Below are 23,511 nucleotides of genomic sequence, written 5' to 3'. Positions count from 1 at the left end.
TATATACAGTACTTTTCGTTCCTTCCGGCTTCCTCTCTGCGATGAAAAGCGTCGTCTTCGATCCGTCCTTCGCCGCCTGGCGCTCCGCCGCGCGCACGCTCCTCATGGAAGGCGCGCGGCCGGAAGACGTCGTATGGCTGGAATCGGATTCCTCGGCAACCGTGTTCGGCAGCATCGACGGACCGCCGCCCGGCCCCGAGAACCCCGACGCGCCCAAGCCCGTGAAGATCGCCCGCGAATTCCTCGCGATGCTGGCAACGGCCGCCTGCTATCGCACGCCGGCCCGCTGGATGTTTCTCTACAAGGTGTTGTGGCGCTGGACCCAGGGCGATCGCGCGGTCGTATCGCCGGACGATCCCGACGGGCAGCGCCTGCAACACATGATCGAAGCCGTGGAGGCCGAGGAAAACGAGATGCGTCGCGTGCTGCGCTTCAGGCATCGCGATTCGTCGCTCGGACCGCCCGAGTTCATCAGCTGGTGCGAGCCCGTGCACGACCTGCTGGAGCACGCCGCCATGCACTTCGCCACACGCATGGGCAGCGCCACGTGGATGATCGCGACGCCGCACGGCGCGGCCTTTTGGGACGGCGCGCTGCTGCGGGTGGACCGCACGAGCGACCCGGAAGAAAAGCCAATGGATTTCGGCGATACCGCGATGAGCGGCGAGGCCGTGAGCGGAGACGCCATCGAAGCGCTGTGGCTCGCTTATTACGAAAGCACCTTTACGTCGGCGGTGGAAAATGCCGCCGAAGTGGCATCGCACATGCCGGTGCGCTACTGGAAGAGCCCGGAAAACCAGCGCGCAGATCCCACGCTGATCTCGCGCGCCGATCCTTATTCGCGGCGCGACCGGCATCCGCGCAACGTTCCCGCGGACATGGAAGTGGCCCTCAACACGGATCTGGAGCCGCTTCAGGGCACGTCGCTGAAGGAGCCGCCCTCGCTCGACGCGTGCAAACGCTGTTCGCTCTGGCGCAACGCGACGCAGGCCGTGCCCGGAATCGGTCCGGCGAACGCGCGCGTCATGCTGGTCGGCGAGCAGCCTGGCGATAACGAAGACCGCGAAGGCAAGCCGTTCGTCGGTCCGGCGGGCAAGCTGCTGGACGAGGCCATCGGCGAGGCGCAACTCGCGCGCGAATCGCTTTATCTGACCAACGCGGTGAAGCACTTCAAATTCGACCCGCATGGCGATGAGCGGCAGCACGTTGCGCCCGGACAGCGCGAACGCGAGGCCTGCCGGTTCTGGCTGGAGGAGGAACTGACGCGGATCGCGCCGAAAGTGGTCGTGGCGCTTGGCGCCACCGCGCTCAAGGCGCTGACGGGGCATCGCACGGCGCTGTCCGAGTATCTCGGCAAGACCATCGAGCACAAGGGGCGCATCGTGGTGCCGACCTATCATCCGTCGTATTTGCTGCGGCTGACCGACGAAAAGATTCGCGGCGAAGTGTTCGGCACCATCGTCGAGGCGCTCGTGTTCGCACGGCAGATCGCCGAAGGCACCGCGACCATCCGCACGCCGGTGAAGCATCGGACGCGCTAGCATCGGTGCAAGCCGCGTATCACAAACCCCAATTGCAACGAGAAGAAACAGGACGCAACAAGACGAAAGCGCCGTCAACCTTCCTGTAAGCCATGCGTTATACCCGTGTCGCGCCGCTCTTTGCCTGTTGGCGCTCACTCACGAATCGTTCCGACGACACATCCATGGCCGCTCTTCCCCTCGAAGCACTCCGCCAACAACAATCCATCACCGCGCTCGTGCCGAAATCGGCCGGGCAGTTGCAAACCGAGCGCGAGCGCGTCATTGCCCGCGCCGGCATGTTCCTGAACGCGACCATCGTGCTGGCGCTGCTGGGCTTGTCGGTCGTCGCGTGGCTGCCGTTTTCGTCGGTGCAGCAGGAATTCCGCTTCGGCGTGCAGGAAGTGATCGCGGTCGGCGTTTTTGCCTCGTGCCTCTTTCTGCTGCACGAGCGCGCCGAACTCATGCTCGGGCTTTACAGCTTCGAGCCGGTCGAACAAACCACGCAGGGCGAATTGCGCGCGCTTTTGCATCGCGTGCCGGAAGGCGCGCAGTATCAGCAAGCGCTCGCCGCCGACAACCGCACTTTCGTGACCGGCGAGGTGGACGACATTCGCCGCCGCGCCGAAGCCTTCATTCCGAAGACGCTACCGGCAGAAGACGGTAATCCGGAAACCTGACCGGAAGATAAGTCCCGGCACCCGCGCCAGGACAAAAAGTGAACCGAAAAGCCGCCGCCTTGCCCATGCAGGGCGGCGGCTTTCTTTTCATCGAAAGCGCGCCGCTGTGCCTGTTTCTTGCTGAATGTGAAGCGAACGGACCATTCACGGGAGAGGCCAAGCATGAGCAAACTGCCGCATATCGAAAAGTACGATCACCCGGCGGGCGGCTGGGGATCGGTCAAGGCAGTTACCTCGGCACTCGTCAACGAACACGTCGCGCTCAACGGCGCGCGCATTCTTCTGCATCAGAACAAGCCGGACGGCTTTGCGTGCGTGAGCTGTTCGTGGGCGAAGCCGGCCGATCCGCATCTCTTTGAATTTTGCGAGAACGGCGCGCGGGCAACCGCGTGGGAATTGACGAAGAAGCGGATCGATCAGGATTTTTTTGCGCATCACACGCTCGCGGGATTGACGGCGTGGACCGATTTCGAGCTCGAATCGCAAGGCCGCCTGACCGAGCCAATGCGTTACGACGCCGCCACCGACCGTTACGTGCCGGTTCCGTGGCAACAGGCTTTCGACGAAATCGGCGCGATGCTGCGCGACGCCAGGCCGAAGCGCAGCGTCTTCTACACGTCGGGGCGCGCATCGCTCGAAACGTCGTACATGTTCCAGTTGTTCGCGCGGCTTTACGGCACGAACAATCTGCCGGACAGTTCGAACATGTGCCACGAGAGTACGTCGGTGGCGCTGCCGGAGACCATCGGCGCGCCGGTCGGCACCGTGACGCTCGACGACTTCGAGCACACCGACTGCTTTTTCTTCTTCGGGCACAATACCGGCACGAATGCGCCGCGCATGCTGCATCCCTTGCAGGAAGCGAGAAAGCGCGGCGCGCGCATCATCACCTTCAACCCGATCAAGGAACGCGGGCTCGTGAGCTTCGCGAATCCGCAGTCGCCGGTGGAAATGCTGTCGCCGATCCAGACCGCCATCAGCACGCAATATCTGCAACTGAAGATTGGCGGCGACATTGCCGCGGTCACGGGCTTGTGCAAGGCGCTGATCGAAGCGGACGACCTGGCGCAAGAAAACCAGAAGCCGCGCGTGCTGGACGCCGCCTTTATCGCCGAACACACGCACGGCTTCGATACCTTCGCCGCCGCGATGCGCGCCGCCGACTGGAGCGACATCGAAACGCAATCGGGCCTGACGCGCGCCGCGCTCGAAGCCGCCGCCACCGAATATGCGCGGGCCAAAGCCGTGATGATTCTCTACGGCATGGGCATCACGCAGCATCGCGAAGGCGTGCTCGCCGTGCAGATGCTGACGAATCTGATGCTGCTAGGCGGAAACATCGGCAAGCCGGGCGCGGGTATCTGCCCGATTCGCGGCCATTCCAACGTGCAGGGTCAGCGCACGGTCGGGATCACGGAGAAGCCGGCGCTCGTGCCGCTTGACAAGCTCGCGGAAATGTACGCGTTCGAGCCGCCGCGCGACGAAGGCATGTCCACCGTCGATGCCTGCGCGGCGCTGCGGGACGGCGAACTCGATGCATTCATCAGCCTCGGCGGCAATTTCGCGCGCGCGACGCCCGATCATCACGTGCTGGAACCGGCGTGGCAAAACGTGCCGCTGACGGTGCAAATTGCCACGCACCTGAACCGCAGCCATCTGCTGCACGGGCGTGCGGCATATCTGCTGCCTTGCATCGGGCGTATCGAGGTGGATCAGCAGGCGAGCGGCCCGCAGATCGTCACGGTCGAGGACAGCACCGCGTGCGTCCATGCGTCGAAGGGCTTCGCGGAACCCGCGAGCAAGACGTTGCTGTCGGAGCCCGCGATCGTCGCGGGACTGGCCAAGGCCACGCTGCAAGGACGTCGCGGCAAGGTCGACTGGGACGCCTGGACGGCCGATTATTCGCTGGTGCGCGAGGCGATCGAGAAGACTTACCCCGATCAGTTCAAGGAATTCAACGCGCGCATGTCGCAGCCGGGCGGGTTTCATCGGCCGATTCCGGCGGCCAAACGCGAGTGGAAGACGAAGAACGGCAAGGCGAATTTCATCACGCCGGAGGGCATGGGCGAAGATCCGGACATGTCCTTCGAAGGCGAGCGCACCTTGCGGCTCATGACCACGCGCGGCGACAGCCAGTTCAATACGACCGTGTACGGGCTTGACGATCGCTTTCGCGGCGTCTTCAATACCCGAGACGTGCTGTTGATGAACCGTGACGACATGGCGCGGCTGAACATCGCGGAAGATCAGACGATCACCGTGACGACGGTATCCAGCGATGACGTGACGCGCAGTATCGACGGATTGCGGGCCCATGCATTCGATATCCCGGCCGGCTGCGCGATGGGCTATTACCCGGAATGCAATCCGCTGATTCCGCTTGCGCACCACGCAAAACGCAGCAAGGTGCCTGCGGCGAAGGCAGTTCCGGTGCGCGTGCGCGCGACGTAAATCCCGGCGTGAGGCGCGGCCGGGCATGTCCCGTGCTCGCGCTTGGCCGACTTCACGATTTTTCCATCGAGGCCACGGCCTTGCAGGAGCGCAGATGCGAGCCAACCCGTTTTCTCCCCTGATCGACGACCTGGCGCCTTCGCTGATTGCGGACTCGCCTGCCGCTTCGCCGTTGTCCGACGCCCAATATGACGAACTCGTGGCGTTTCACGGCATCGAGCGCGAGCGTCTGGTGCTGATTCATCCAGGCAGCCACAAGGCGACGCCCGCGTGGTCCGCGCAGCAATACGCCGACGTTGCCGATCAGTTGACCGCCGACGGCTGGCAAATCGCGATCATCGGCGACGCGCCCGATCCGGAGCGCACGGCCGGCGTCCTGGGCGCGATGCAAACCGCCGCGCTTTTTCTGGCCGGCGCCGTGGCGCCGCGCACGTTGCCGCGCCTGATCGCCGACGCCCGCCTGCTCCTTTCCGACGATGCCATCGCGCCTTCGCCCGCCGCCGCCGCACGTGCGCTCGGCACGCCGCATATCGTGCTCGACGAGCATCCGCGCGGCACGGACAGCGAGGCCATCATCGAACGGGCACGCGCCGAACTGTCGGATACGCGGCGCGCGCACCCCGGCACGCCCTTCACACTGCACATGCCGGTCGAACACGACGCGGCCTGACGCCATTCGGGAATTCCCATGAAATTCGATCTGCAAACCAGTCCCGTTCCCGATCCGATCGCCGATCCGAACCGCGATCCGGAAGCCGATCCGCTCACGCCGCCGTCGCCGGGGCATCGCCCGGACGAGCCGCAGCATCCCGATGCCCCGCCGGACAAGGACCCGATCCGGCGTTTCTGACACCGGGGAAACCCCCACCCTACATTTGCCGCGCCGTATGCCGTAAGAGGGGCATGCGGCGGCGCGCGCGTCGCCGCACCGTCTAGGACAACGTAAAAAGACTGCGGGGCGCACAAATGAATGGAATGACGTTGAACAAAAAGCTCGGCTCGATGATCGCCGTGCTGTGGATAGGTTTGATTGCGATCGGCATTATCGGAGCGTGGCAGAACCGCACGTCGATGATCGAGGATCGCAAGGAACAGTTGAAGACGCTGGTCGGCGAGGCATATGCCGTCGTCACGCACTTCGCGGCGCTCGCCGCCAACAAGACCCTCACCGAAGAAGAAGCCAAGAAGCGCGCGCTGGATGTCATCGGCGCGATCCGCTACGGCAAGGATGGCTATCTTTCCATCAACGATTCGAAGCCGAAAATGGTCATGCACCCGATCAAGCCCGCCATGAACGGGCAGGATCTTTCGGGATACACCGACCCGGCGGGCAATCACTTGTTCGTCGATATCGTCAAGGCGGGCGATCAGCCGGACGGCGGTTTCATCAGCTATCTGTGGTCGAAGCCAGGCAGCGACAAGCCCGTGGCGAAGCTCTCGTATGCGCAGCGTTTCGGCCAGTGGGACTGGTATGTCGTCACCGGCATGTATATGGACGACGTGCAGAGCGCATTCTATGCAAGCGCACTGCGCTGGCTCGCCATCACGATGCTGCTCGGCGCCATCGCGACGGCCGCGATGCTTGTCGTTCTGCGCAGCATCAAGCGCAATCTGGGCGGCGAACTGGAACTCGCGGTGGATGCGGCGCATCGCATTGCGCGTGGCGATCTGACGGCCGCCGTGCCGGTGCGTGCCGGCGATACATCGAGCCTCCTGCACGCGCTTTCGGTGATGCAGCTCGGCCTTGTCGAGACGGTGTCGCGTGTGCGTAACGGCACGGAGAACATCAACGTGGGCGCGTCGGAAATCGCGGCGGGCAACACCGATCTGTCGCAGCGCACCGAGGAGCAAGCGGCCGCGCTGGTCGAGACCGCATCGAGCATGGACCAGATGACGGCCAACGTGAAGAACAACGCCGAGAGCGCCGCGCAGGCCGCGCGCCTTGCGGGTCAGGCCGCCGATGTCGCGACGCGCGGCAGCGGCGTGGTGGACGAAGTCATCAACACGATGACGCGTATCACGGCAAGCTCGCAACAGATTGGCGACATTATCGGCGTGATCGATGGCATTGCGTTCCAGACCAACATCCTGGCGTTGAACGCGGCGGTCGAAGCGGCGCGCGCGGGCGAGCAAGGACGCGGCTTTGCGGTCGTGGCGGCGGAAGTGCGCAGCCTCGCGCAACGTTCGGCGACGGCGGCCAAGGAGATCAAGGCGCTGATCGAGACGTCGACGCATACGGTGCAGGAAGGCGCGTCGCTCGTGACGAACGCCGGTTCGACGATGGGCGAGATCGTGTCGTCGGTGCGTCGTGTAAACGAGATTCTCGATGAGATCAGCAATGCATCGCGCGAGCAGAGCGCGGGCATCGAGCAGGTGAATCGCGCAGTCGTCGAGATGGATCAGGTCACGCAGCAGAACGCGGCGCTAGTGGAAGAAGCAGCGGCTGCGGCGCATTCATTGAAGGATCAGGTGGATGGGTTGCGAGAGGCAATCGGCAGTTTTCATTTGCCGGCTTGAGGAGTGCATCGGCGCGGGTGGTGAAGGTGTGAGTCGCGCGCGCTGCTTCTTGAATGGCCGAAGCGAGTCTCGCCGTCGCTTGCATAGTGACGGCGATCGCTCCAAGGCTGAATTATCGGCCGCTTACTCTTAAACCGCTCCACGAACCGCGCCCGATAAGCCGTTCCGACCAGCAGATTCTCGTCACCGAAATCGTGGTGCGGTTTCGGATCGTCGGCTGCTCATTGCGCCAAAAACCGCTCCACCAATCGCGCCCAATAAGCCGCCCCGACCGGCAGATTCCTGTCGTTGAAATCGTAGTGCGGGTTGTGAACCATGCAACCGTCCTCGCCCGCGCCGTTGCCGATGCGCAAAAACGTCCCCGGCCGCGCCTGCAGCATGAACGCGAAGTCCTCGCTGCCCATCAGCAAATCCGTGTGGTCGACCACGTGCTCGGCACCCACCAACTCGCGCGCCACCTGCGCCGCGAATTCCGTTTCGGCATCCGAATTGACGACCACCGGATAGCCTTCCAGATACTTGATCGTCGCCTTTGCGCCGTAGCTCGCCGCCTGCGCATCCACGAGTTCGCAGATACGGCGCTTGAGCAACTCACGCACCGGCTTGCTGAACGAGCGCACCGACAGTTCGAGCGTCGCGCGATTCGGAATCACGTTGTTGACCGTGCCCGCGTGCATCGAGCCGACCGTGACGACGGCCGGTTGCGCGGGATCGACATTGCGCGCGACGATAGTCTGCAAAGCCATCACGATGCTCGCCGTCACCACCACCGGATCGACGCTCAAATGCGGACGCGCCGCATGCCCGCCCACGCCTTCGATCTCGATCGACACCTGATCGCACGCCGCCATGAACGGCCCCTTGCGAAACAGGAACGTGCCGGGCGCGACGCCCGGATGGTTGTGCACACCGAATACGGCATCGCAAGGAAAGCGCTCGAAGAGCCCCTCCGCGATCATGCGTTGCGCGCCGCTCGGCAAACCGTGCTCTTCCGCCGGCTGAAAATACAGATGCACCGTGCCATTGAAACGCCGCGTGCGCGCTAGATGCCGTGCCGCGCCGAGCAGCATGGTCGTATGGCCGTCGTGGCCGCACGCGTGCATCTTGCCCGGCGACTCGCTCGCGTACGGCTTGCCGGTCTGCTCGTGAATCGGCAGCGCGTCCATGTCGGCGCGCAGGCCGATGCGCTTCGTGCCATCGCCCGCCGTCAGCGTGCCGACGACACCCGTTCCGGCGATTCCCCGGCTCACTTCCCAACCCCACTCTTCGAGCTTCTGCGCGACGAGCGCCGAGGTGCGCGTCTCCTCGAACGAGAGTTCGGGATGGCGGTGGATGTCGTGACGGATCTCGCGCAACGCGGGCGCATCGTCGGAAAGATCGGCGAGTTCGGTGAAGAGTCGGGTCATTTGCAGGAACCTTGGCTGAATCGAAACGGAAAACGGAAACACGAACGGCGCACATGATCCTCCAGTCGCGCGTCGCGTGCCAGTTCCGCGCGATTTTTTGCCAATTTCGATCGCTAGGATCGCGGCGAACCAAGTGGAATTGGCTCCATTGGATGCATCGGAATGGCTCTGACCAGGAGAGCCAAATTTAACTATAGTCGGCTCTGAATCCGACTGATGCAACCGCGCGCCGCGCCCCAAGGAGAACTTCGCCGTGTCCAAACTTCCTCAAACTTCGCCCGCCATCGTCACTCGGGCCACCAACGCGGACCTTCAGGCCCGCAAGAATGCCGCCACGCCGCGCGGCGTCGGCGTGATGTGCGACTTCTACGCGGCGCACGCCGAGAACGCGGAACTCTGGGACGTCGAAGGCCGACGCTTCATCGACTTCGCGGCGGGCATCGCGGTGTGCAACACGGGGCATCGGCATCCTAAGATCGTCGAGGCCATGCGCGCGCAACTCGACTGCTTCACACATACGGCCTATCAGATCGTGCCTTATGAATCTTACGTTTCGCTCGCGGAAAAAATTAGCGCCCGTGCGCCCGGTCAAGCGCCGAAGAAGACCGCGTTCTTCACGACCGGCGCGGAGGCCGTCGAAAACGCCGTGAAAATCGCGCGCGCGGCAACCGGGCGGCCCGGCGTGATCGCCTTCACGGGCGGCTTTCACGGCCGCACGATGATGGGCATGGCGCTCACCGGCAAGGTCGCGCCGTACAAGATCGGTTTCGGGCCGTTCCCCGCCGACGTCTATCACGCGCCGTTTCCCAACGCACTGCACGGCGTATCGGTGGCGGACTCGCTGCGCGCCATCGAGCATCTGTTCAAGGCGGATATCGAAGCCAAGCGCGTCGCGGCGATCATCTTCGAACCCGTGCAAGGCGAAGGCGGCTTCAATCCGGCGCCCGCGGACTTCGTGCGCGGCGTGCGCCGGATCTGCGACGAGCACGGCATTCTGCTGATCGCCGACGAGGTGCAGACGGGATTCGCGCGCACCGGCAAACTCTTCGCGATGGAGCATTACGACGTGGTTCCCGATCTCATGACGATCGCGAAGAGTCTCGCGGGCGGCATGCCGCTATCGGGCGTCGTGGGCCGCGCGGACATCATGGACAGCGCGGCGCCAGGCGGTCTCGGCGGAACTTACGCGGGCAATCCGCTCGCGGTGGCGGCGGCGCACGCGGTGCTCGATATCATCGACGAAGAGCAACTCTGCGAACGCGCCAACACGCTCGGCGACAAGCTGAAAGCGAAGCTCGAAGCGATTCGTCGGGACGTGCCGCAGATCGCCGATGTGCGCGGTCCGGGCGCCATGATCGCCGCCGAGTTCTGCAAGCCCGGCACGCACGAACCCGATGCCGATTTCGCCAGGCGCGTGCAGGCGCGCGCGCTGGAACGCGGTTTGTTACTGCTCGTGTGCGGCGTGTACGGCAACGTCGTGCGCTTCCTGTTTCCCCTCACGATCCAGGAGCCTATATTCGACGAAGCCCTCGGCATTCTCGACGAAGTGTTGAGCGAAACCATCGCCGCCGCGGCTTGAGCACGGTTCGCCCCTTCGTCGTATGCTGAATGCAGAAATCTCAAGAAGGAATCGCAAGCAAATGAGCCTCAAAGACCAACTCAAGGACCCGGCACTGCTTCGTCACGCGTCGTATATCGCTGGTGAATGGCAGCAAGCCGATGACGGCGCCACCTTCGACGTGCTCGATCCAGCGAACGGCGAGTCGCTCGGCGCCGTTCCGCAAATGGGCGCGAGCGAAACACGCCGCGCCATCGCGGCCGCCAACGCCGCGTGGCCCGAATGGCGCAAGAAAACCGCGAAGGAACGCGCGGTCATCATGCGCCGCTGGTACGACCTGATGATCGCCAACGCCGACGACCTTGCGCTCATCCTCACGACCGAACAAGGCAAACCGCTCGCCGAAGCGAAGGGCGAGATCGTCTACGCGGCTTCGTTCATCGAATGGTTCGCCGAAGAAGGCAAGCGCGTGGCGGGCGACACGCTCGCCACGCCCGCCGCGGACAAGCGCATTGTCGTGACGAAGGAACCAATCGGCGTGTGCGCGGCGATCACGCCGTGGAACTTCCCGGCAGCGATGATCACGCGCAAGGTCGGTCCGGCGCTGGCGGCGGGCTGTCCTATCGTCGTGAAGCCGGCCGAAGCCACGCCCTTCTCCGCGTTCGCGCTGGCCGTGCTCGCGGAGCGCGCGGGCGTGCCGAAGGGCGTGTTGAGCGTGCTGACCGGCGACCCAAAAGCCATCGGCGGCGAAATGACGGGCAACCCGACCGTGCGCAAGCTCTCGTTCACAGGCTCGACGGCGGTAGGCCGTCTCCTGATGGCGCAAAGCGCGCCCACGGTCAAGAAAGTCACGCTGGAACTCGGTGGCAACGCGCCCTTCCTCGTGTTCGAAGACGCCGATATCGACGCGGCGGTGCAAGGCGCGATTGCATCGAAGTATCGCAATAGCGGTCAGACGTGCGTGTGCACGAATCGCTTCTATGTGCACGAGCGCGTCTACGACGAGTTCGCCGCGAAACTGGCGACGGCTGTAGGCGACCTGAAGGTTGGACGCGGCACGGACGACGGTGTGTTGCTTGGCCCGCTCATCAACGAAGCGGCGGTGAAGAAGGTGGAAGCGCATATCGAGGATGCGCTGGCCAAAGGCGCGACGCTGACGGCCGGCGGCAAGCGGCATGCGCTCGGCCACGGTTTTTTCCAGCCGACCGTGCTTACCGGCGTCACGCCGGCCATGCAAGTGGCGAAAGAAGAGACGTTCGGCCCGCTCGCGCCGATTTTCAAATTCTCTTCCGACGACGAAGCCATTCGCCTGGCCAACGACACCGAATTCGGACTCGCCGCATACTTCTACAGCCGCGACATTGCACGCGTGTGGCGCGTGGCGGAAGCGCTCGAATACGGCATGGTCGGAATCAACACCGGCCTGATCTCGAACGAAGTCGCGCCGTTCGGCGGCGTCAAGCAATCGGGACTGGGCCGTGAAGGCTCGCACTATGGCATCGACGATTACGTCGTCATCAAGTATCTGTGCCTGCAGGTCTGATTTTTTAGCCGATGCACCGAGCGAAGGCCCCGCGCGTGTTTAACGCCGGGGCCTTCGCTCATTTCGATGCCGCGACGGGCGTCACTTTCACCGCGGCCGCGGAAACGAACACCGCATGCACGGTGTCGCCCTTCTTGAGGTTGTCGGCTGCGACATCGGGCGGAAGGTCCATGGTCTCGGTGCGCCACGGTCCGCGCAGCGTGACGGTGTGATGCTTCTTGTCGACCCTCACGACCGTGGCGAGAATCTCGACCTGACGCGAGGAATCGAAGCCGCTTGCGCCATTCGCGCCCGAAGCGGGCGAATAGGTTTGCGTGTCCACGCGCTTACGCAGGCCCTGATCCTTGCCCGTTACCTTTTCCACGTTCGAAACCAAAGCGTTCTTGTACTGGACATCGACCTTGTCGCCGACATGAAGCTGATCGAAACCCGTCACTTCCTTATTGACGAGCACTGTCGAATCGCCACGCGGACCATGCACGATGAGCGTGCGCGTCGACGGGTCTATGCCCGTGATGACGGCTTGAACGTGGATAGGCTGCGCCGCGCCGATGACCTGCCGCGCCTGGTTCGTCAATGCGTCGTTGGTCTGAGCGAAAGCGGTGCCGGACGCCACGACGATTGCCGTCATCGGAAAGAGAGAAAGCGCGCGAAAGCCTGATTTCATTTGATCACTCCTCGTTGCACATCGGTAGTCCAAACAAATTCGCTCGACGATATCATGCAGACGACTACGCCCAGACGCACGCCCACGGCGGATATGGCCCCGAACCGGTAGAATCGATCGACAGGACCGGCTAAGGGCAACGACGCGTATATTCGACGCGCCGACGCGTCACGCGTATTCTTGCCCGCCGCATTTTTGACCTTTTAGGGGCGTTATGCGACGTTCGGCATTTTTTATCCGCTTCATTGGCATTGGTGTTCTCTTTCATATCTACGTTGGCGTGCGGCTCATTCCCGATGCGCCCGTCGGCCCGGCGCTCAAGGCGCTTGCCATCGCACTGCTCGTCGCCTCGCTGATTTTGATTCCGCTCGGCATGTCCGCGCGATCGATCGAAAAGCAACCGCTTGCGGATCGGCTCGCCTGGTTCGGCCTGACCGCGCTCGGCTTCTTCTCGTCGCTCCTGCTGCTGACCTTCGCGCGCGATCTCGTGCTGCTGTTCGTGCATGTGTTCGACTGGCTGCGCGGCACGCCCATAGGCGCGCCCCGCTTCGTTGCCGAGAGTGCGCTGGCCGTGCCCATGCTCGCGTTGCTCTCGTCCGCCGCCGGCTTTTACAACGCGCGAAAGCGCGCGCCGGTAAAGAGCGTGGACGTGCCCATCGACAATTTGCCGGCGGCGCTCGAAGGCTTCACTATTGTGCAGATCAGCGATATCCACGTCGGCCCGACCATCAAGCGGCACTATGTCGAGCGAATCGTCGCGGCCGTCAATGCGTTGCAGCCGGATCTGATCGCGGTGACGGGCGACGTGGTCGATGGCAGTGTGCCGCACCTCGCTGCTCATACACGCCCGCTCGCGGAATTGAGCGCGCGGCACGGCGCGTTCCTCGTCACGGGTAATCACGAGTATTACTCGGGCGCGGACAAGTGGATCGTCGAATTCCGGCGGCTCGGCATGAATGTGCTGCTCAATCAGCATGTGGTGCTGAACCACGACGGCGCGCAAGCCGTGATCGCCGGTGTCACCGATTACGGCGCGGGCAGCTTCGATCCCGCGCACCGGAGCGACCCGGCTAAAGCGATGGAAGGCGCTCCCGCCGATGCCACCGTGCGCGTGCTCCTTGCCCATCAGCCACGCAGCGCGACCGCCGCCGCCGATGCGGGTTTCACGCTGCAACTGTCGGGGCATACACATGGCGGACAGTTCTTTCCGTGGAACTTCTTCGTCAAGCTGCAGCAGCCGTTCGTGTCGGGTCTCGTGAAATTTAACGGACTGTGGGTGTACACGAGTCGAGGGACGGGCTATTGGGGACCGCCCAAGCGCCTCGGCGCGCCTTCCGAAATCACGCGCGTGAGGCTGGTCGCGGCGCCTGCAGCTTGAACCGAGCTTGGCCTGCATGGAGTCAGCGCTTCGAAACGCTTTTCCAGACCACTTTCACGGTCGCGCCGGATGCGAGCGCGGCGGCGTCGCCGGGATGGGTTGTACGTATCTCGATTGGCAAGCTGTTGGCGTCCTTCAGCATGACGACGCCGGTTGCACTGTCGGCGCCCGTAACCTGCCCGACGAACTGCGTTTGCCCCGGCAGCATTTCCTGCAAAGGCTGTGCTTTGACGGGCGTGAGCGTAACCGCGCGAAGGGCCGTGCTATTCACTCGTGTGCCAATAGGCAACTTGTTCAGATCTTGCATCTCCTGCCCGACGTTCAATTGCGTCTCCTGCCCTTGCGCATTGACCACGGTGACGCGATGCGCGTCCGGATCGACAGCTTTTACCTCGCCGATGATCTGCACGAGCATCTTGCCTTCGATGGACAGCGCAGCAACCTTTGCGCTTGGTTGACGTTGAGCAAACGCATTGCCGCCATTCAATAAGCCAGTCAGCGAGCCGATCAGCAACGCTGTGCAGAAGTCGATTATTTTGATTTTCATGGCTCAGTCTCTCAATGTCAGCGAGGCCAGCCAGGCTTTCTCTCGCATACATCCTGACGAGGATGTTGTTTCGATTCTGCCCTGTCAACCCTCCGGGATGATTGAGACGGAGTGCGAAATTTTGTCACCGATCGTTTTGATGCGCGAAAGGCTTGCCTTGCTTCAAGGCGAATTCAAAGCGTTCGGCGTGTGCGCCGGCGACCGTATCCGTTCTACGCGCTTTGGCCAGGTCAGCTTTCGGTCTGGCGAAAAAGCAGCGCAGCGCCGTTCAGGCAGTAACGCAGACCAGTGGGATTCGGGCCGTCGTCGAAGACATGCCCGAGATGGCCGCCGCAACGCCGGCAAAGCACTTCGTGACGAAGGGAGCCGGGCGTTGCATCGGCGCGGGTGGCGACGGCGCCGTCGATTGGCATGGAGAAACTCGGCCATCCGGTGCCGCTATCGAACTTTGCCGACGAGGCAAAGAGCGGCGATTCGCATCCCGCGCAAAAAAACGAGCCGTTGCGACGCTCGTTGATCAGCGGGCTGGCGTTCGGCGGCTCGGTCGCGCCGCGCCTGAGCACGCGATATTGTTCAGTGGAAAGGCGGCGGCGCCATCCGGCATCGCTCAGGTTCATCTCGTACGGGTCGGCGAGCGCCGTGTCCGCGCCGCGCGAGGCAATGGAGCCGCTCGTGAAAGTGGCCGTGACCGCGCCGAAGAAAGTGCGTTTAGTGCGTTTCATGATTTTCATTCGATGAACGCCTCTTGATGGTGACGACGCCCGCCGGCGCCAACCGCTACGATTTGATGCGATAGCCGGTCTTGAAGATCCACGCCGTGATAGCGATGAACACGCCCAGAAATACTAACGTCATCGCAAGGCTTACGCCTACGGAAACATCCGCGAGACCGTAAAAACTCCAGCGAAAGCCGCTGATGAGATACACGACCGGATTAAAAAGCGCGACCGTTTTCCAGAAAGGCGGCAGGATGTTGATCGAATAAAAGCTGCCGCCGAGGAACGTGAGCGGCGTGACAATCAAAAGCGGAATGATCTGAAGTTTCTCGAAACCGTCTGCCCATATCCCGATGATGAATCCGAGCAGGCTGAATGTCAGCGATGTCAGCAGCAAAAACACGATCATCCAAAATGGATGGTCGATCCGCAGCGGCACGAAGAGCCGCGCAGTCGCGAGAATGATCAACCCGAGAATGATCGACTTGGTCGCTGCCGCGCCGACGTAACTCAGAACGAGCTCGAAATACGACACGGGCGCGGACAAGAGCTCGTAGATGGTGCCCGTGAACTTCGGAAAGTAAATGCCGAACGAAGCGTTCGCGATACTCTGCGTGAGCAGCGACAGCATGACGAGCCCCGGCACGATGAACGCGCCGTAGCTGATGCCGTCCACTTGCGGAATGCGCGAGCCGATGGCCGCGCCGAACACCACGAAATAGAGCGAAGTGGAAATGACGGGCGACACGATGCTCTGCATGAGCGTGCGTCCGGCGCGCGCCATTTCGAAGCGATAGATCGCGCGTACTGCGTGAAGATTCATGTGGTCTCCCTGTCGACCGGAATCGATGCTCCCGGTCCGATACGACTAGTTGCGCACGAGGCTCACGAAGATGTCTTCGAGCGAGCTCTGCGTCGTTTGCAGATCCTTGAAGCGCACGCCGGCTTCATCGACATGGCGCAATAGCGCGATGATTCGACCCGGCTCGTCATGGGCGTCGTAGGTGTAAGTCAGTTCGTTGCCGTCGGCGGACAATTGCAGGCCGTAGGGCGCGAGCGAAGCGGGCACGGCAGCCAGCGCGTGATCCAATTGCAGCGCGAGCTTCTTCTGCCCGAGCTTGCGCATGAGTTCGGCCTTCTCTTCGACCAGCACGATCTCGCCGCGATTGATCACGCCGACGCGATCCGCCATCTCTTCCGCTTCCTCGATGTAATGCGTCGTGAGGATGATGGTCACGCCGTTCGCTTGCAGTTCGCGCACGAGGTTCCACATGTCGCGGCGCAGTTCGACATCGACACCGGCCGTCGGCTCGTCCAGAAAGAGAATCTGCGGCTCGTGCGCGAGCGCCTTGGCGATCAGGACGCGCCGCTTCATGCCGCCCGAAAGCGTCATGATCTTGTTGTCCTTTTTGCTCCAGAGCGACAGCGACTTCAGCACCTTCTCGACATGCGCCGGGTTTTTCGGCCGGCCGAACAAGCCCCGGCTGAACGATACGGTCGCCCACACGGTTTCGAAGGCGTCGGTGGTGAGTTCCTGCGGCACGAGCCCGATCATCGCGCGCGCGGCGCGATAGTCCGTGACGATGTCGTGTCCGTTCACGGTGACCGTGCCCGAGCTGGGATTCACGATGCCGCAAACCGTGCTGATGAGCGTGGTCTTGCCCGCCCCGTTCGGACCGAGCAACGCGAAAATCTCGCCGCGCCGGATTTCCAGATTCACGTCCCGGAGCGCGCTGAACCCCGACTCGTAGGTCTTGGAGAGGTTTGAAATGGTAATGATGGTTGGCATGGCACGGACGATAGCAGATAAGGCGCGATCCGGCTGGATCGAAACGGGGCTTTCAGGGGTCGTCCGTTTGGCCGATGCACGGCGCGTGCCGCGCTGCATACAATGGGCGTCTGATCAAGGGAGCCGACATGCTGTTCGAACAGATTCAAACCGCCTGCATCAACGACGCGGACGTGCCGTGGGTGCCCTTCACGCCATACAGCGAGCACGTGCTCGTCAAATACTTCAAGCTCGATCCGGTTCGCGGCGAAACCATCGCCCTTTTGAAGGCGCCGGCGCGCGGACAAATGCCGCGGCATCGGCATACGGGCACGGTAATCGTCTACACGGTCGAAGGGCGCTGGAAGTATCGCGAACATGCGTGGATCGCGGAGAAAGGCAGCATCGTGTACGAGACCGCAGGCTCCAGTCACACGCCGGAAGCCGTTCCCGTGGTGGACGGCAGCGATGAGATCGTCACGCTCAACATCATTCAGGGCGAGCTGCTCTTCGTAAACGAAAACGGGCAAATACTTGCCGCCGAAGACTGGCGCAGCGGCTGGGAGCGCTACGCTGCCTATTGCCGCGCGCATGGATTAAAAACACGCGACTTGACGGCGTTCGGCTGAAGGCGTGGTTAGAATCGTGCATCGCACAAACATCCATTGGAGGAAGCGCGCATGAGCATACAGACGGTGGGTATCGTCGGAGCGGGAACCATGGGCAACGGCATCGCGCAGGTCGCGGCCGTGGCGGGATTCGACATCGTGCTGATCGACGTGACGGACGCCGCGCTCGCCAAGGGCGTGGCCACGCTGACGAACAGCCTGGAACGGCTGGTGTCGAAAGACAAGCTGCAGGCGTCGGTGCGCGATGCCGCGATTGCGCGCATCCAGACATCCACGGATTACGGGCGGCTCAAGGACGCGGATATCGTCATCGAGGCGGCCACGGAGAACGTCGAGCTCAAACACCGCATTCTGAAGCAGATCGAAGCAGCGGCGCGGCCCGAGGCGATCATCGCGTCGAACACATCGTCTATTTCGATCACCGCGCTTGGCGCAACGCTTGCGCGGCCCGAGCGGTTCATCGGCATGCACTTCTTCAATCCGGTGCCGCTGCTGCAACTCGTCGAAGTGATTCGCGGCGTGCAGACGAGCGACGACACCGCGAACGCCGTGCGCGCGCTCACCGAGAAGCTGGACAAGTCGCCCATCGGCGTGAAGAACTCGCCTGGTTTCGTGGTCAACCGCATTCTCGTGCCCATGATCAACGAAGCCTTCTTCGTGCTCTATGAAGGCGTGGCGAGCGCCGAGGAAATCGACGCGGGCATGAAGCTCGGCGCAAATCATCCTATCGGTCCGCTCGCGCTTGCGGATCTCATCGGCCTCGATGTGTGTCTCTCGGTCATGGACGTGTTCCTGAAGGATTTCGGCGATTCGAAATATCGAGCGTGCCCGCTGTTGCGCGAACTCGTGTCCGCGGGTTATCTCGGCCGCAAGACGAAGCGCGGCGTTTATCGGTACGACTGAGCTCAGGCTTACGCGCTTTTCGGCAGACGCTCGCGGTCGTGCGGCGCGGCGAAGTCAAGCACGGGACCGGCCGGCACGATCCCGGTCGGGTTGATCGAGCGATGACTCTCGTAGTAATGCCGCTTGATGTGCTCGAAGTTCACCGTGTCCGCGACTCCCGGCATCCGGTAAATCTCGCGCGTGTAGTTGGAGAGATTCGGATAATCCGCTATGCGCCGCAGATTGCATTTGAAGTGGCCGGCGTACACGGCGTCGAAGCGCACGAGCGTCGTGAACAGTCGGATGTCGGCTTCGGTGAAGCGCTCGCCCGCGAGATAACGGTGCGAGGCAAGGCGCGCATCGAGGAAGTCGAGGGTATCGAAGAGCGGCTGCACGGCTTCCTCATACGCGGCCTGGGTGGTCGCGAAGCCCGCTTTGTAGACGCCGTTGTTCACGGTGTCGTAGATGCGCGCGTTGAGCGTGTCGATCTCCGCGCGCAACTCGGGCGGATAGTAATTGCCCGCTTTGGCGCCCTGGCCGTCGAACGCGGCATTCAGCATGCGAATAATTTCGGACGACTCGTTGCTAACTATCGTGCCGCGCGCCTTGTCCCAGAGAATCGGCACGGTCACGCGGCCGGTGTAGCTCGCGTCCGCCGCCGTGTAGACCTGATGCAGAAAGCGCGCGCCGTTGATGGCGTCGGGCACGACGCCCGGACCATCCGCGAAGGTCCAGCCGTTTTCGAGCATGAGCCAGTGAACGACCGAGATGTCGATCATCTCTTGCAGCCCCTTGAGCGCGCGCACGATAAGCGTGCGATGTGCCCACGGACACGCCAGGCTCACGTACAAGTGATAACGGCCCGCTTCCGCCTTGAAGCCGCCCTCGCCACTCGGACCGGGCGCGCCATCGGCCGTGACCCAGTTGCGAAACGCCGCGTCCTTGCGCACGAAGCGCCCGCCGGTCGATTTCGTGTCGTACCACTTGTCCTGCCATTGCCCGTCGACGAGAAGTCCCATCTGCATGCTCCCTGATCGTTGTTTGCGTCATCACAAGCACGTGGTGGACCGCGCCGCCGCTCTTGCCGTACCATCGCGCCGATGAACGTTCGATGGAGTCGAACATGTTATCCGAGGAAGAACTCGCCCTGCTCGATGCAATCCGCTCGACCGGCAGCCTTTCCCGCGCGGCGGCGCGACTCGGCCGCGCGCCCTCGACGATCTCGCATGCCGCGCGGCAACTGGAAACGCGCTTCGACGCGCTGCTGTTCGACCGCCGTCGTTACCGCCTGCAACTGACGCCAGCGGGCCATCTTCTCGCCGATGAAGCCGCGCGTCTGATGATCGACGTTTCGCGTCTGACGCAGCGCGTGAAGCAGATCGCGAGCGGCTGGGAAGACCGGTTGTGGATCGTCTGCGACGAGATACTCGAGTTCGAGACCTTGCTGCCGGTCGTGCAGGCGTTCGACGCGCTCGCGTCCGGCGTAACCCTGCGCATGACGCATGAAGTGCTGGGCGGTACGTGGGAAGCACTGCGCGATGGCCGCGCCGATCTCATCGTCGGGGCGACGAACGAACCGCCCGCGATTCCCGGCCTGCGCTGGTTCGAACTCGGCGTGATGGAATGGGTGTTCGCCGTGGCGCCACGCCATCCGCTGGCGAAGGCGGTAGAACCGCTCGGGCGCGAGCAGATCGCGGCGCATCGCGCGGTGGCGGTCGCGGATTCATCGCATGGATCGGCGGGACGCGCTTACGGCGTGCTCGGCGGACAAGCGGCGCTCGCCGTGCCGGGCATGCGCGCGAAGATTCTTGCTCAACGGCAAGGACTTGGCTGCGGTTGGGTACCAAAGCATCGAGTGGCTTCGTTGCTGGCGCGTGGCGAACTGATCGCAAAGCAAACCGCCGATCCGCGCGAGCCCAACGTTCTATACGTAGCATGGCGCGGCGATCACGAAGGCCGCGCGTTGCAATGGTGGATCGAGCAGTTCCGTCAGGCGCGTCTGGCCAGGCGTCTGGTCGATGGCATCGACGCGTTCGCCTGAAACTACGGCAGCTTGACCACCGAAGGCAACGAAAAGACCAGACAGCATAAAAGCCACAGCGAATATACGAAGAGGCCTCGCAGCCGCCTGCGCCGCCGGCCGTCGTCTTCACGTGCTTGCATGAGCATGATTGCCATCTCGTCGAGTAATCGTTTCGTCAAGCGTATGCGAAGCCACCGCACATTGCCAGCGCGCCCGAATACCGTGCGCCATCGGCAATTTTTAGTAGTATGGATTGGATGCCGCCGAACTTACCGCTATGATGCCGGCGCTAAAACGCCCCGTCTCACTGATTTCTTTTCATTCAAGGCACCATGTCCACCACTCCGAACGGGCCGCCGAATTTGAACCCGCGCCAGCCAGTCGATATCGCGCGCATTTTGCTCGTCATTGCCATTCTGACTGCGCTGACTGTTGGCAGCCTTTATATTCTGCGGCCGTTTCTGCCGGGGCTGATCTGGGCCACGACGATCGTCGTCGCCACCTGGCCGTTGATGGTCGCGGTGCAACGCCGCTGCGGCAATCGCCGCTGGGCCGCGACGACTGTCATGCTGCTCGTGCTGCTGATCGTCATCGTGCTGCCGTTGTATCAGGCTATCTCCACGCTCGCATTGCACGGCGCCGAGATCATGTCGGCCATCAAGAGCTTGCCCACGTATGCACTTCCCCCGCCGCCGAGTTGGGTTCACGACGTGCCGCTCGCCGGTCAGCGCGTCTCGGCCGAATGGCAGACGCTTTCCGACGCCGGCCCCGGCGGCTTGCTCGCCCGCATCGAACCGTATGTGACGATCGCAGCGCGCTGGATGCTGTCGCACGCGGCCGTCGTCGGGGTGTTCGTGATGCACATGGTGATCACGATCATCATCTCCGGCATCCTTTACATGCAGGGCGAGGCAGCGGGCCGCTTCATCGTGCGGTTCGCAACGCGGGTTGCCGCGCAGCGTGGCGCCGAAGCCATCAAGCTCGCCGGCCTCGCCATTCGCGCGGTGGCGCTCGGCATTGTCGTGACGGCCGTGACGCAATCGGCGCTCGGAGGAATCGGCTTGTGGATCGCGGGCGTGCCGGCCGCGGGCATCATCACCGCCGTCATGCTGATGTTGTGCCTCGCGCAAATCGGGCCGCTCTTGCCACTGCTTGGGGGCGTCGCCTGGCTTTTCTGGCACGGGTCGCACGTCGCCGCGATTCTGTTGCTGATCTGGTCGATCATGATTGCCATGCTCGACAATTTTTTACGTCCCATACTCATCCGCCGCGGTATCAATTTGTCGATGCTGCTGATTCTTTCCGGCGTGCTTGGCGGCATGTTCGCATTCGGAATTGTCGGATTGTTTATTGGCCCGGTCATTCTCGCGGTCACCTCGGCAATATTGAACGCGTGGATCAACGAACAGCCTTCATTGCCGCAAGTAGACGCCATGAGTAAGGAAGAGCTGACCGGATCGACGGCCGCGCGAGGCATAAGCGACGTATGAGCGGACGGCGCAAAACATTACGCTTATATCTGCTGAACCGGCACTGGGCGCAAAATTAGGAAAACACCTAAAGCGTATCTGACGCGATACAAATCCAGCTTTATATTTTGAATCATCCCAAAATAAGAAATCGCTTAAGCAATGGCTTAGGACTCTGATTAATTTGAGAAATCGCAAGCAAACACACAATGTTTCGCTGTGATTTAAAGAGACATATTCCGCTACAATGCACTTCTTTGATACTTGCCCTCTCAGGGCGTAGGGGAATGACCATGTCTCTGCGCGACGTGGACGTCATCGACTACATCGGAGTGAATTCCTTGCTCAAGCGCGTGTATGTCGGGATATTCGATGAATGCGACTGGCACGATGAAAAAATGCATGAGGATTTGCTGACGCGGAAAATAGACGGCTATAACCGTTATATTCGCTCGGGTCAGTTACTTATGAATTATCCGCACGTTCGCGGATATCAGATCGTATTTGAATACGTGTCGATGCACAAAATGACGCCCAGCGCGCTGCAGTATTGGAAAACGCGTGAGCGCGTCATCCACGCGGCGGGTTTCGATGTACGTGTGCGCGCCGTGGACGTTCGCCGCTCGCTCGGCATCAAGGTCGACGACGTCGCCAAGGTCGAAGCCGAGCTGGTCGAACCCGCAGCTATCGAAGTGCTTGATGCGGACCCGCGCAGTCGCCTCGCCGACGTGACCGACATCTCTTATCTGCCGCCGTTGATGCCTTCCAAGGCGCAACAGGCGCAGACTCTCCCGGCGGTTCTTACCCGCCTGTCGTTGCGGCGCGCGGCAATGAACTGAATTTCGTTGTACTCGGAGCCGTTCGGTGCGCGACGAGCGCGCTTCGGAAACACGGGTGAGCTCTCACGGGATACACCGGTGAGCCAATTCGGGAAGCAAATAAAGCGGCGAGGCCTGAAAGCCTCGCCGCTTTTTCGTGGGCACTTCCGAAGTTACTGCACCAGACTCAACGCCGACGTCGCGATGGACGGCACGGCAATATTATTGGTCTTCGCGTACTGCACAGCCTGCGTAAGCGTCTGCATCAGCGATTGCAACTGCCCCGGCGCCGATTGCGCGATATACGTTGCAGCCTGCGCCGTGCCAGGATTCGAGCCGGCCTGCATGAGCGAGGACATGTTCATCGAATTCTTGACCGAACTCAGATTCGATTGCAGCCCCGCGTATTGCTTGACGCCCTGACCCAGCGAAGCTAGCCCATCCGTGAAAGTTTGCTTGCTCGCGGCCGTCGGCGGCGTGGTCGATCCACTGGAAAAAGCCTGAATCAGCGATTGCGACACGCTTTGCTGCGTACCGCCAAGCTGCGACAGCGCACTGCTGCTCGGCACACCGCCGCTTCCCGACGCGCTCGACAGCAGTCCCGCCGCCGACTGCGCCTGACTCGCGACGCCGGACATTCCCATGGCCGAAGCAAGATTCGATTGTCCGCTCAACACCTGTTGATTCGCGCCGAGATAGCTTTGCACTAGCGAACCCAATCCCGACGACTGCGTGCCCGCGCTGCCCGACACATCCGACTTGCCGCTGCCGAATCCGAACTGTTGCAGGTTGATTTGCGCGTTGGATGCGACCGGCGCGACAAGCGCCCCCGTCAAACCAGCCGCCAGTAGCGCAAACCTCAACGAGCGCTTCACCATGTTGCGTTCCTCCATTTGACTTGTCCGATGATCGAACAGGCTCGGTTCGACCTTCAGACAA

At 62.4% G+C, this 23,511-nt stretch carries 22 protein-coding genes; 14 read left to right on the top strand and 8 right to left on the bottom strand.

Annotation, left to right across the window (positions count from 1 at the left end; genetic code table 11):
- Positions 1 to 41 precede the first annotated feature (41 nt).
- From LDZ28_RS15605 to LDZ28_RS15580, 6 genes are all read left to right on the top strand, one after another.
- Positions 42 to 1,541, top strand: coding sequence for a UdgX family uracil-DNA binding protein (locus LDZ28_RS15605; RefSeq protein ID WP_244829292.1), 1,500 nt, complete (start codon positions 42 to 44; stop codon positions 1,539 to 1,541).
- 164 nt (positions 1,542 to 1,705) lie between these two features.
- Positions 1,706 to 2,200 carry a hypothetical protein gene (locus LDZ28_RS15600; RefSeq protein ID WP_244829291.1) on the top strand — a complete coding sequence of 165 codons (495 nt, stop codon included), beginning with the start codon at positions 1,706 to 1,708 and terminating at the stop codon, positions 2,198 to 2,200.
- 162 nt (positions 2,201 to 2,362) lie between these two features.
- Complete coding sequence (locus LDZ28_RS15595) at positions 2,363 to 4,651, top strand: FdhF/YdeP family oxidoreductase (RefSeq protein ID WP_244829289.1); 2,289 nt, start codon at positions 2,363 to 2,365, stop codon at positions 4,649 to 4,651.
- Between the two features lie 94 nt (positions 4,652 to 4,745).
- Positions 4,746 to 5,321 carry a glycosyltransferase family 9 protein gene (locus LDZ28_RS15590; protein WP_244829288.1) on the top strand — a complete coding sequence of 192 codons (576 nt, stop codon included), beginning with the start codon at positions 4,746 to 4,748 and terminating at the stop codon, positions 5,319 to 5,321.
- 18 nt (positions 5,322 to 5,339) lie between these two features.
- Entirely contained in the window at positions 5,340 to 5,501 is a 162-nt protein-coding gene (locus tag LDZ28_RS15585; RefSeq protein WP_244829287.1) for a hypothetical protein, read from the top strand.
- Positions 5,502 to 5,626: 125 nt separating this feature from the next.
- The gene (locus LDZ28_RS15580) at positions 5,627 to 7,168 is read left to right on the top strand and encodes a methyl-accepting chemotaxis protein (RefSeq protein WP_244829285.1); all 1,542 of its coding nucleotides are present in this window, start codon (positions 5,627 to 5,629) and stop codon (positions 7,166 to 7,168) included.
- A gap of 221 nt (positions 7,169 to 7,389) precedes the next feature.
- Here LDZ28_RS15580 and LDZ28_RS15575 read toward each other — a convergent pair whose 3' ends face one another.
- Positions 7,390 to 8,574, bottom strand: coding sequence for a M20 aminoacylase family protein (locus tag LDZ28_RS15575; RefSeq protein ID WP_244829283.1), 1,185 nt, complete (start codon positions 8,572 to 8,574; stop codon positions 7,390 to 7,392).
- A 355-nt stretch (positions 8,575 to 8,929) separates the two neighbouring features.
- Here LDZ28_RS15575 and gabT point away from each other — a divergent pair, with 355 nt between their 5' ends.
- Both gabT and LDZ28_RS15565 read left to right on the top strand, forming a co-directional pair.
- Positions 8,930 to 10,153, top strand: coding sequence for a 4-aminobutyrate--2-oxoglutarate transaminase (gene gabT, locus LDZ28_RS15570; protein ID WP_244829683.1), 1,224 nt, complete (start codon positions 8,930 to 8,932; stop codon positions 10,151 to 10,153).
- A gap of 61 nt (positions 10,154 to 10,214) precedes the next feature.
- Entirely contained in the window at positions 10,215 to 11,675 is a 1,461-nt protein-coding gene (locus tag LDZ28_RS15565; protein WP_244829282.1) for an NAD-dependent succinate-semialdehyde dehydrogenase, read from the top strand.
- A 58-nt stretch (positions 11,676 to 11,733) separates the two neighbouring features.
- Here the strand turns inward: LDZ28_RS15565 and LDZ28_RS15560 are convergent, their stop codons facing one another.
- Positions 11,734 to 12,342, bottom strand: coding sequence for a hypothetical protein (locus tag LDZ28_RS15560; protein ID WP_244829280.1), 609 nt, complete (start codon positions 12,340 to 12,342; stop codon positions 11,734 to 11,736).
- A gap of 214 nt (positions 12,343 to 12,556) precedes the next feature.
- Here LDZ28_RS15560 and LDZ28_RS15555 point away from each other — a divergent pair, with 214 nt between their 5' ends.
- Positions 12,557 to 13,720 (top strand): metallophosphoesterase, encoded by a 1,164-nt coding sequence (locus LDZ28_RS15555; RefSeq protein ID WP_244829279.1) that lies wholly within the window; start codon positions 12,557 to 12,559, stop codon positions 13,718 to 13,720.
- Positions 13,721 to 13,742: 22 nt separating this feature from the next.
- Here the strand turns inward: LDZ28_RS15555 and LDZ28_RS15550 are convergent, their stop codons facing one another.
- The 4 genes from LDZ28_RS15550 to LDZ28_RS15535 all read right to left on the bottom strand — a co-directional run bounded on the left by LDZ28_RS15550 (position 13,743) and on the right by LDZ28_RS15535 (position 16,772).
- Positions 13,743 to 14,267 (bottom strand): hypothetical protein, encoded by a 525-nt coding sequence (locus LDZ28_RS15550; protein ID WP_244829278.1) that lies wholly within the window; start codon positions 14,265 to 14,267, stop codon positions 13,743 to 13,745.
- Between the two features lie 230 nt (positions 14,268 to 14,497).
- The gene (msrB, locus tag LDZ28_RS15545; protein ID WP_244829277.1) at positions 14,498 to 14,998 is read right to left on the bottom strand and encodes a peptide-methionine (R)-S-oxide reductase MsrB; all 501 of its coding nucleotides are present in this window, start codon (positions 14,996 to 14,998) and stop codon (positions 14,498 to 14,500) included.
- Positions 14,999 to 15,044: 46 nt separating this feature from the next.
- Complete coding sequence (locus tag LDZ28_RS15540) at positions 15,045 to 15,806, bottom strand: ABC transporter permease (RefSeq protein ID WP_244829275.1); 762 nt, start codon at positions 15,804 to 15,806, stop codon at positions 15,045 to 15,047.
- 45 nt (positions 15,807 to 15,851) lie between these two features.
- Positions 15,852 to 16,772 carry an ABC transporter ATP-binding protein gene (locus tag LDZ28_RS15535; RefSeq protein ID WP_244829274.1) on the bottom strand — a complete coding sequence of 307 codons (921 nt, stop codon included), beginning with the start codon at positions 16,770 to 16,772 and terminating at the stop codon, positions 15,852 to 15,854.
- A 128-nt stretch (positions 16,773 to 16,900) separates the two neighbouring features.
- Between LDZ28_RS15535 and LDZ28_RS15530 the strand changes: the two genes are divergently transcribed.
- Positions 16,901 to 17,380 carry a 2,4'-dihydroxyacetophenone dioxygenase family protein gene (locus LDZ28_RS15530; protein ID WP_244829273.1) on the top strand — a complete coding sequence of 160 codons (480 nt, stop codon included), beginning with the start codon at positions 16,901 to 16,903 and terminating at the stop codon, positions 17,378 to 17,380.
- Positions 17,381 to 17,431: 51 nt separating this feature from the next.
- On the top strand, positions 17,432 to 18,283 hold the full coding sequence (locus LDZ28_RS15525) for a 3-hydroxybutyryl-CoA dehydrogenase (RefSeq protein WP_244829272.1): 852 nt from the start codon (positions 17,432 to 17,434) through the stop codon (positions 18,281 to 18,283).
- A gap of 8 nt (positions 18,284 to 18,291) precedes the next feature.
- Here the strand turns inward: LDZ28_RS15525 and LDZ28_RS15520 are convergent, their stop codons facing one another.
- Positions 18,292 to 19,281 (bottom strand): glutathione S-transferase family protein, encoded by a 990-nt coding sequence (locus LDZ28_RS15520; protein ID WP_244829271.1) that lies wholly within the window; start codon positions 19,279 to 19,281, stop codon positions 18,292 to 18,294.
- 104 nt (positions 19,282 to 19,385) lie between these two features.
- Between LDZ28_RS15520 and LDZ28_RS15515 the strand changes: the two genes are divergently transcribed.
- From LDZ28_RS15515 to LDZ28_RS15505, 3 genes are all read left to right on the top strand, one after another.
- Positions 19,386 to 20,303 (top strand): LysR substrate-binding domain-containing protein, encoded by a 918-nt coding sequence (locus LDZ28_RS15515; RefSeq protein WP_244829270.1) that lies wholly within the window; start codon positions 19,386 to 19,388, stop codon positions 20,301 to 20,303.
- Between the two features lie 314 nt (positions 20,304 to 20,617).
- Positions 20,618 to 21,775, top strand: a complete 1,158-nt coding sequence (gene ydiK, locus LDZ28_RS15510) for an AI-2E family transporter YdiK (RefSeq protein ID WP_244829269.1) — start codon at positions 20,618 to 20,620, stop codon at positions 21,773 to 21,775.
- 266 nt (positions 21,776 to 22,041) lie between these two features.
- The gene (locus LDZ28_RS15505) at positions 22,042 to 22,593 is read left to right on the top strand and encodes a DUF6572 domain-containing protein (protein ID WP_244829268.1); all 552 of its coding nucleotides are present in this window, start codon (positions 22,042 to 22,044) and stop codon (positions 22,591 to 22,593) included.
- Positions 22,594 to 22,745: 152 nt separating this feature from the next.
- Here the strand turns inward: LDZ28_RS15505 and LDZ28_RS15500 are convergent, their stop codons facing one another.
- Positions 22,746 to 23,465 (bottom strand): hypothetical protein, encoded by a 720-nt coding sequence (locus tag LDZ28_RS15500; RefSeq protein ID WP_370652187.1) that lies wholly within the window; start codon positions 23,463 to 23,465, stop codon positions 22,746 to 22,748.
- Positions 23,466 to 23,511: the final 46 nt, after the last annotated feature.

It is taken from the genome of Caballeronia sp. TF1N1, from assembly GCF_022878925.1.
Lineage (GTDB): Bacteria > Pseudomonadota > Gammaproteobacteria > Burkholderiales > Burkholderiaceae > Caballeronia.
The sequence above is the reverse complement of the archived record's forward strand: the minus strand, read 5'-3'. Positions and strand labels throughout refer to the sequence as shown.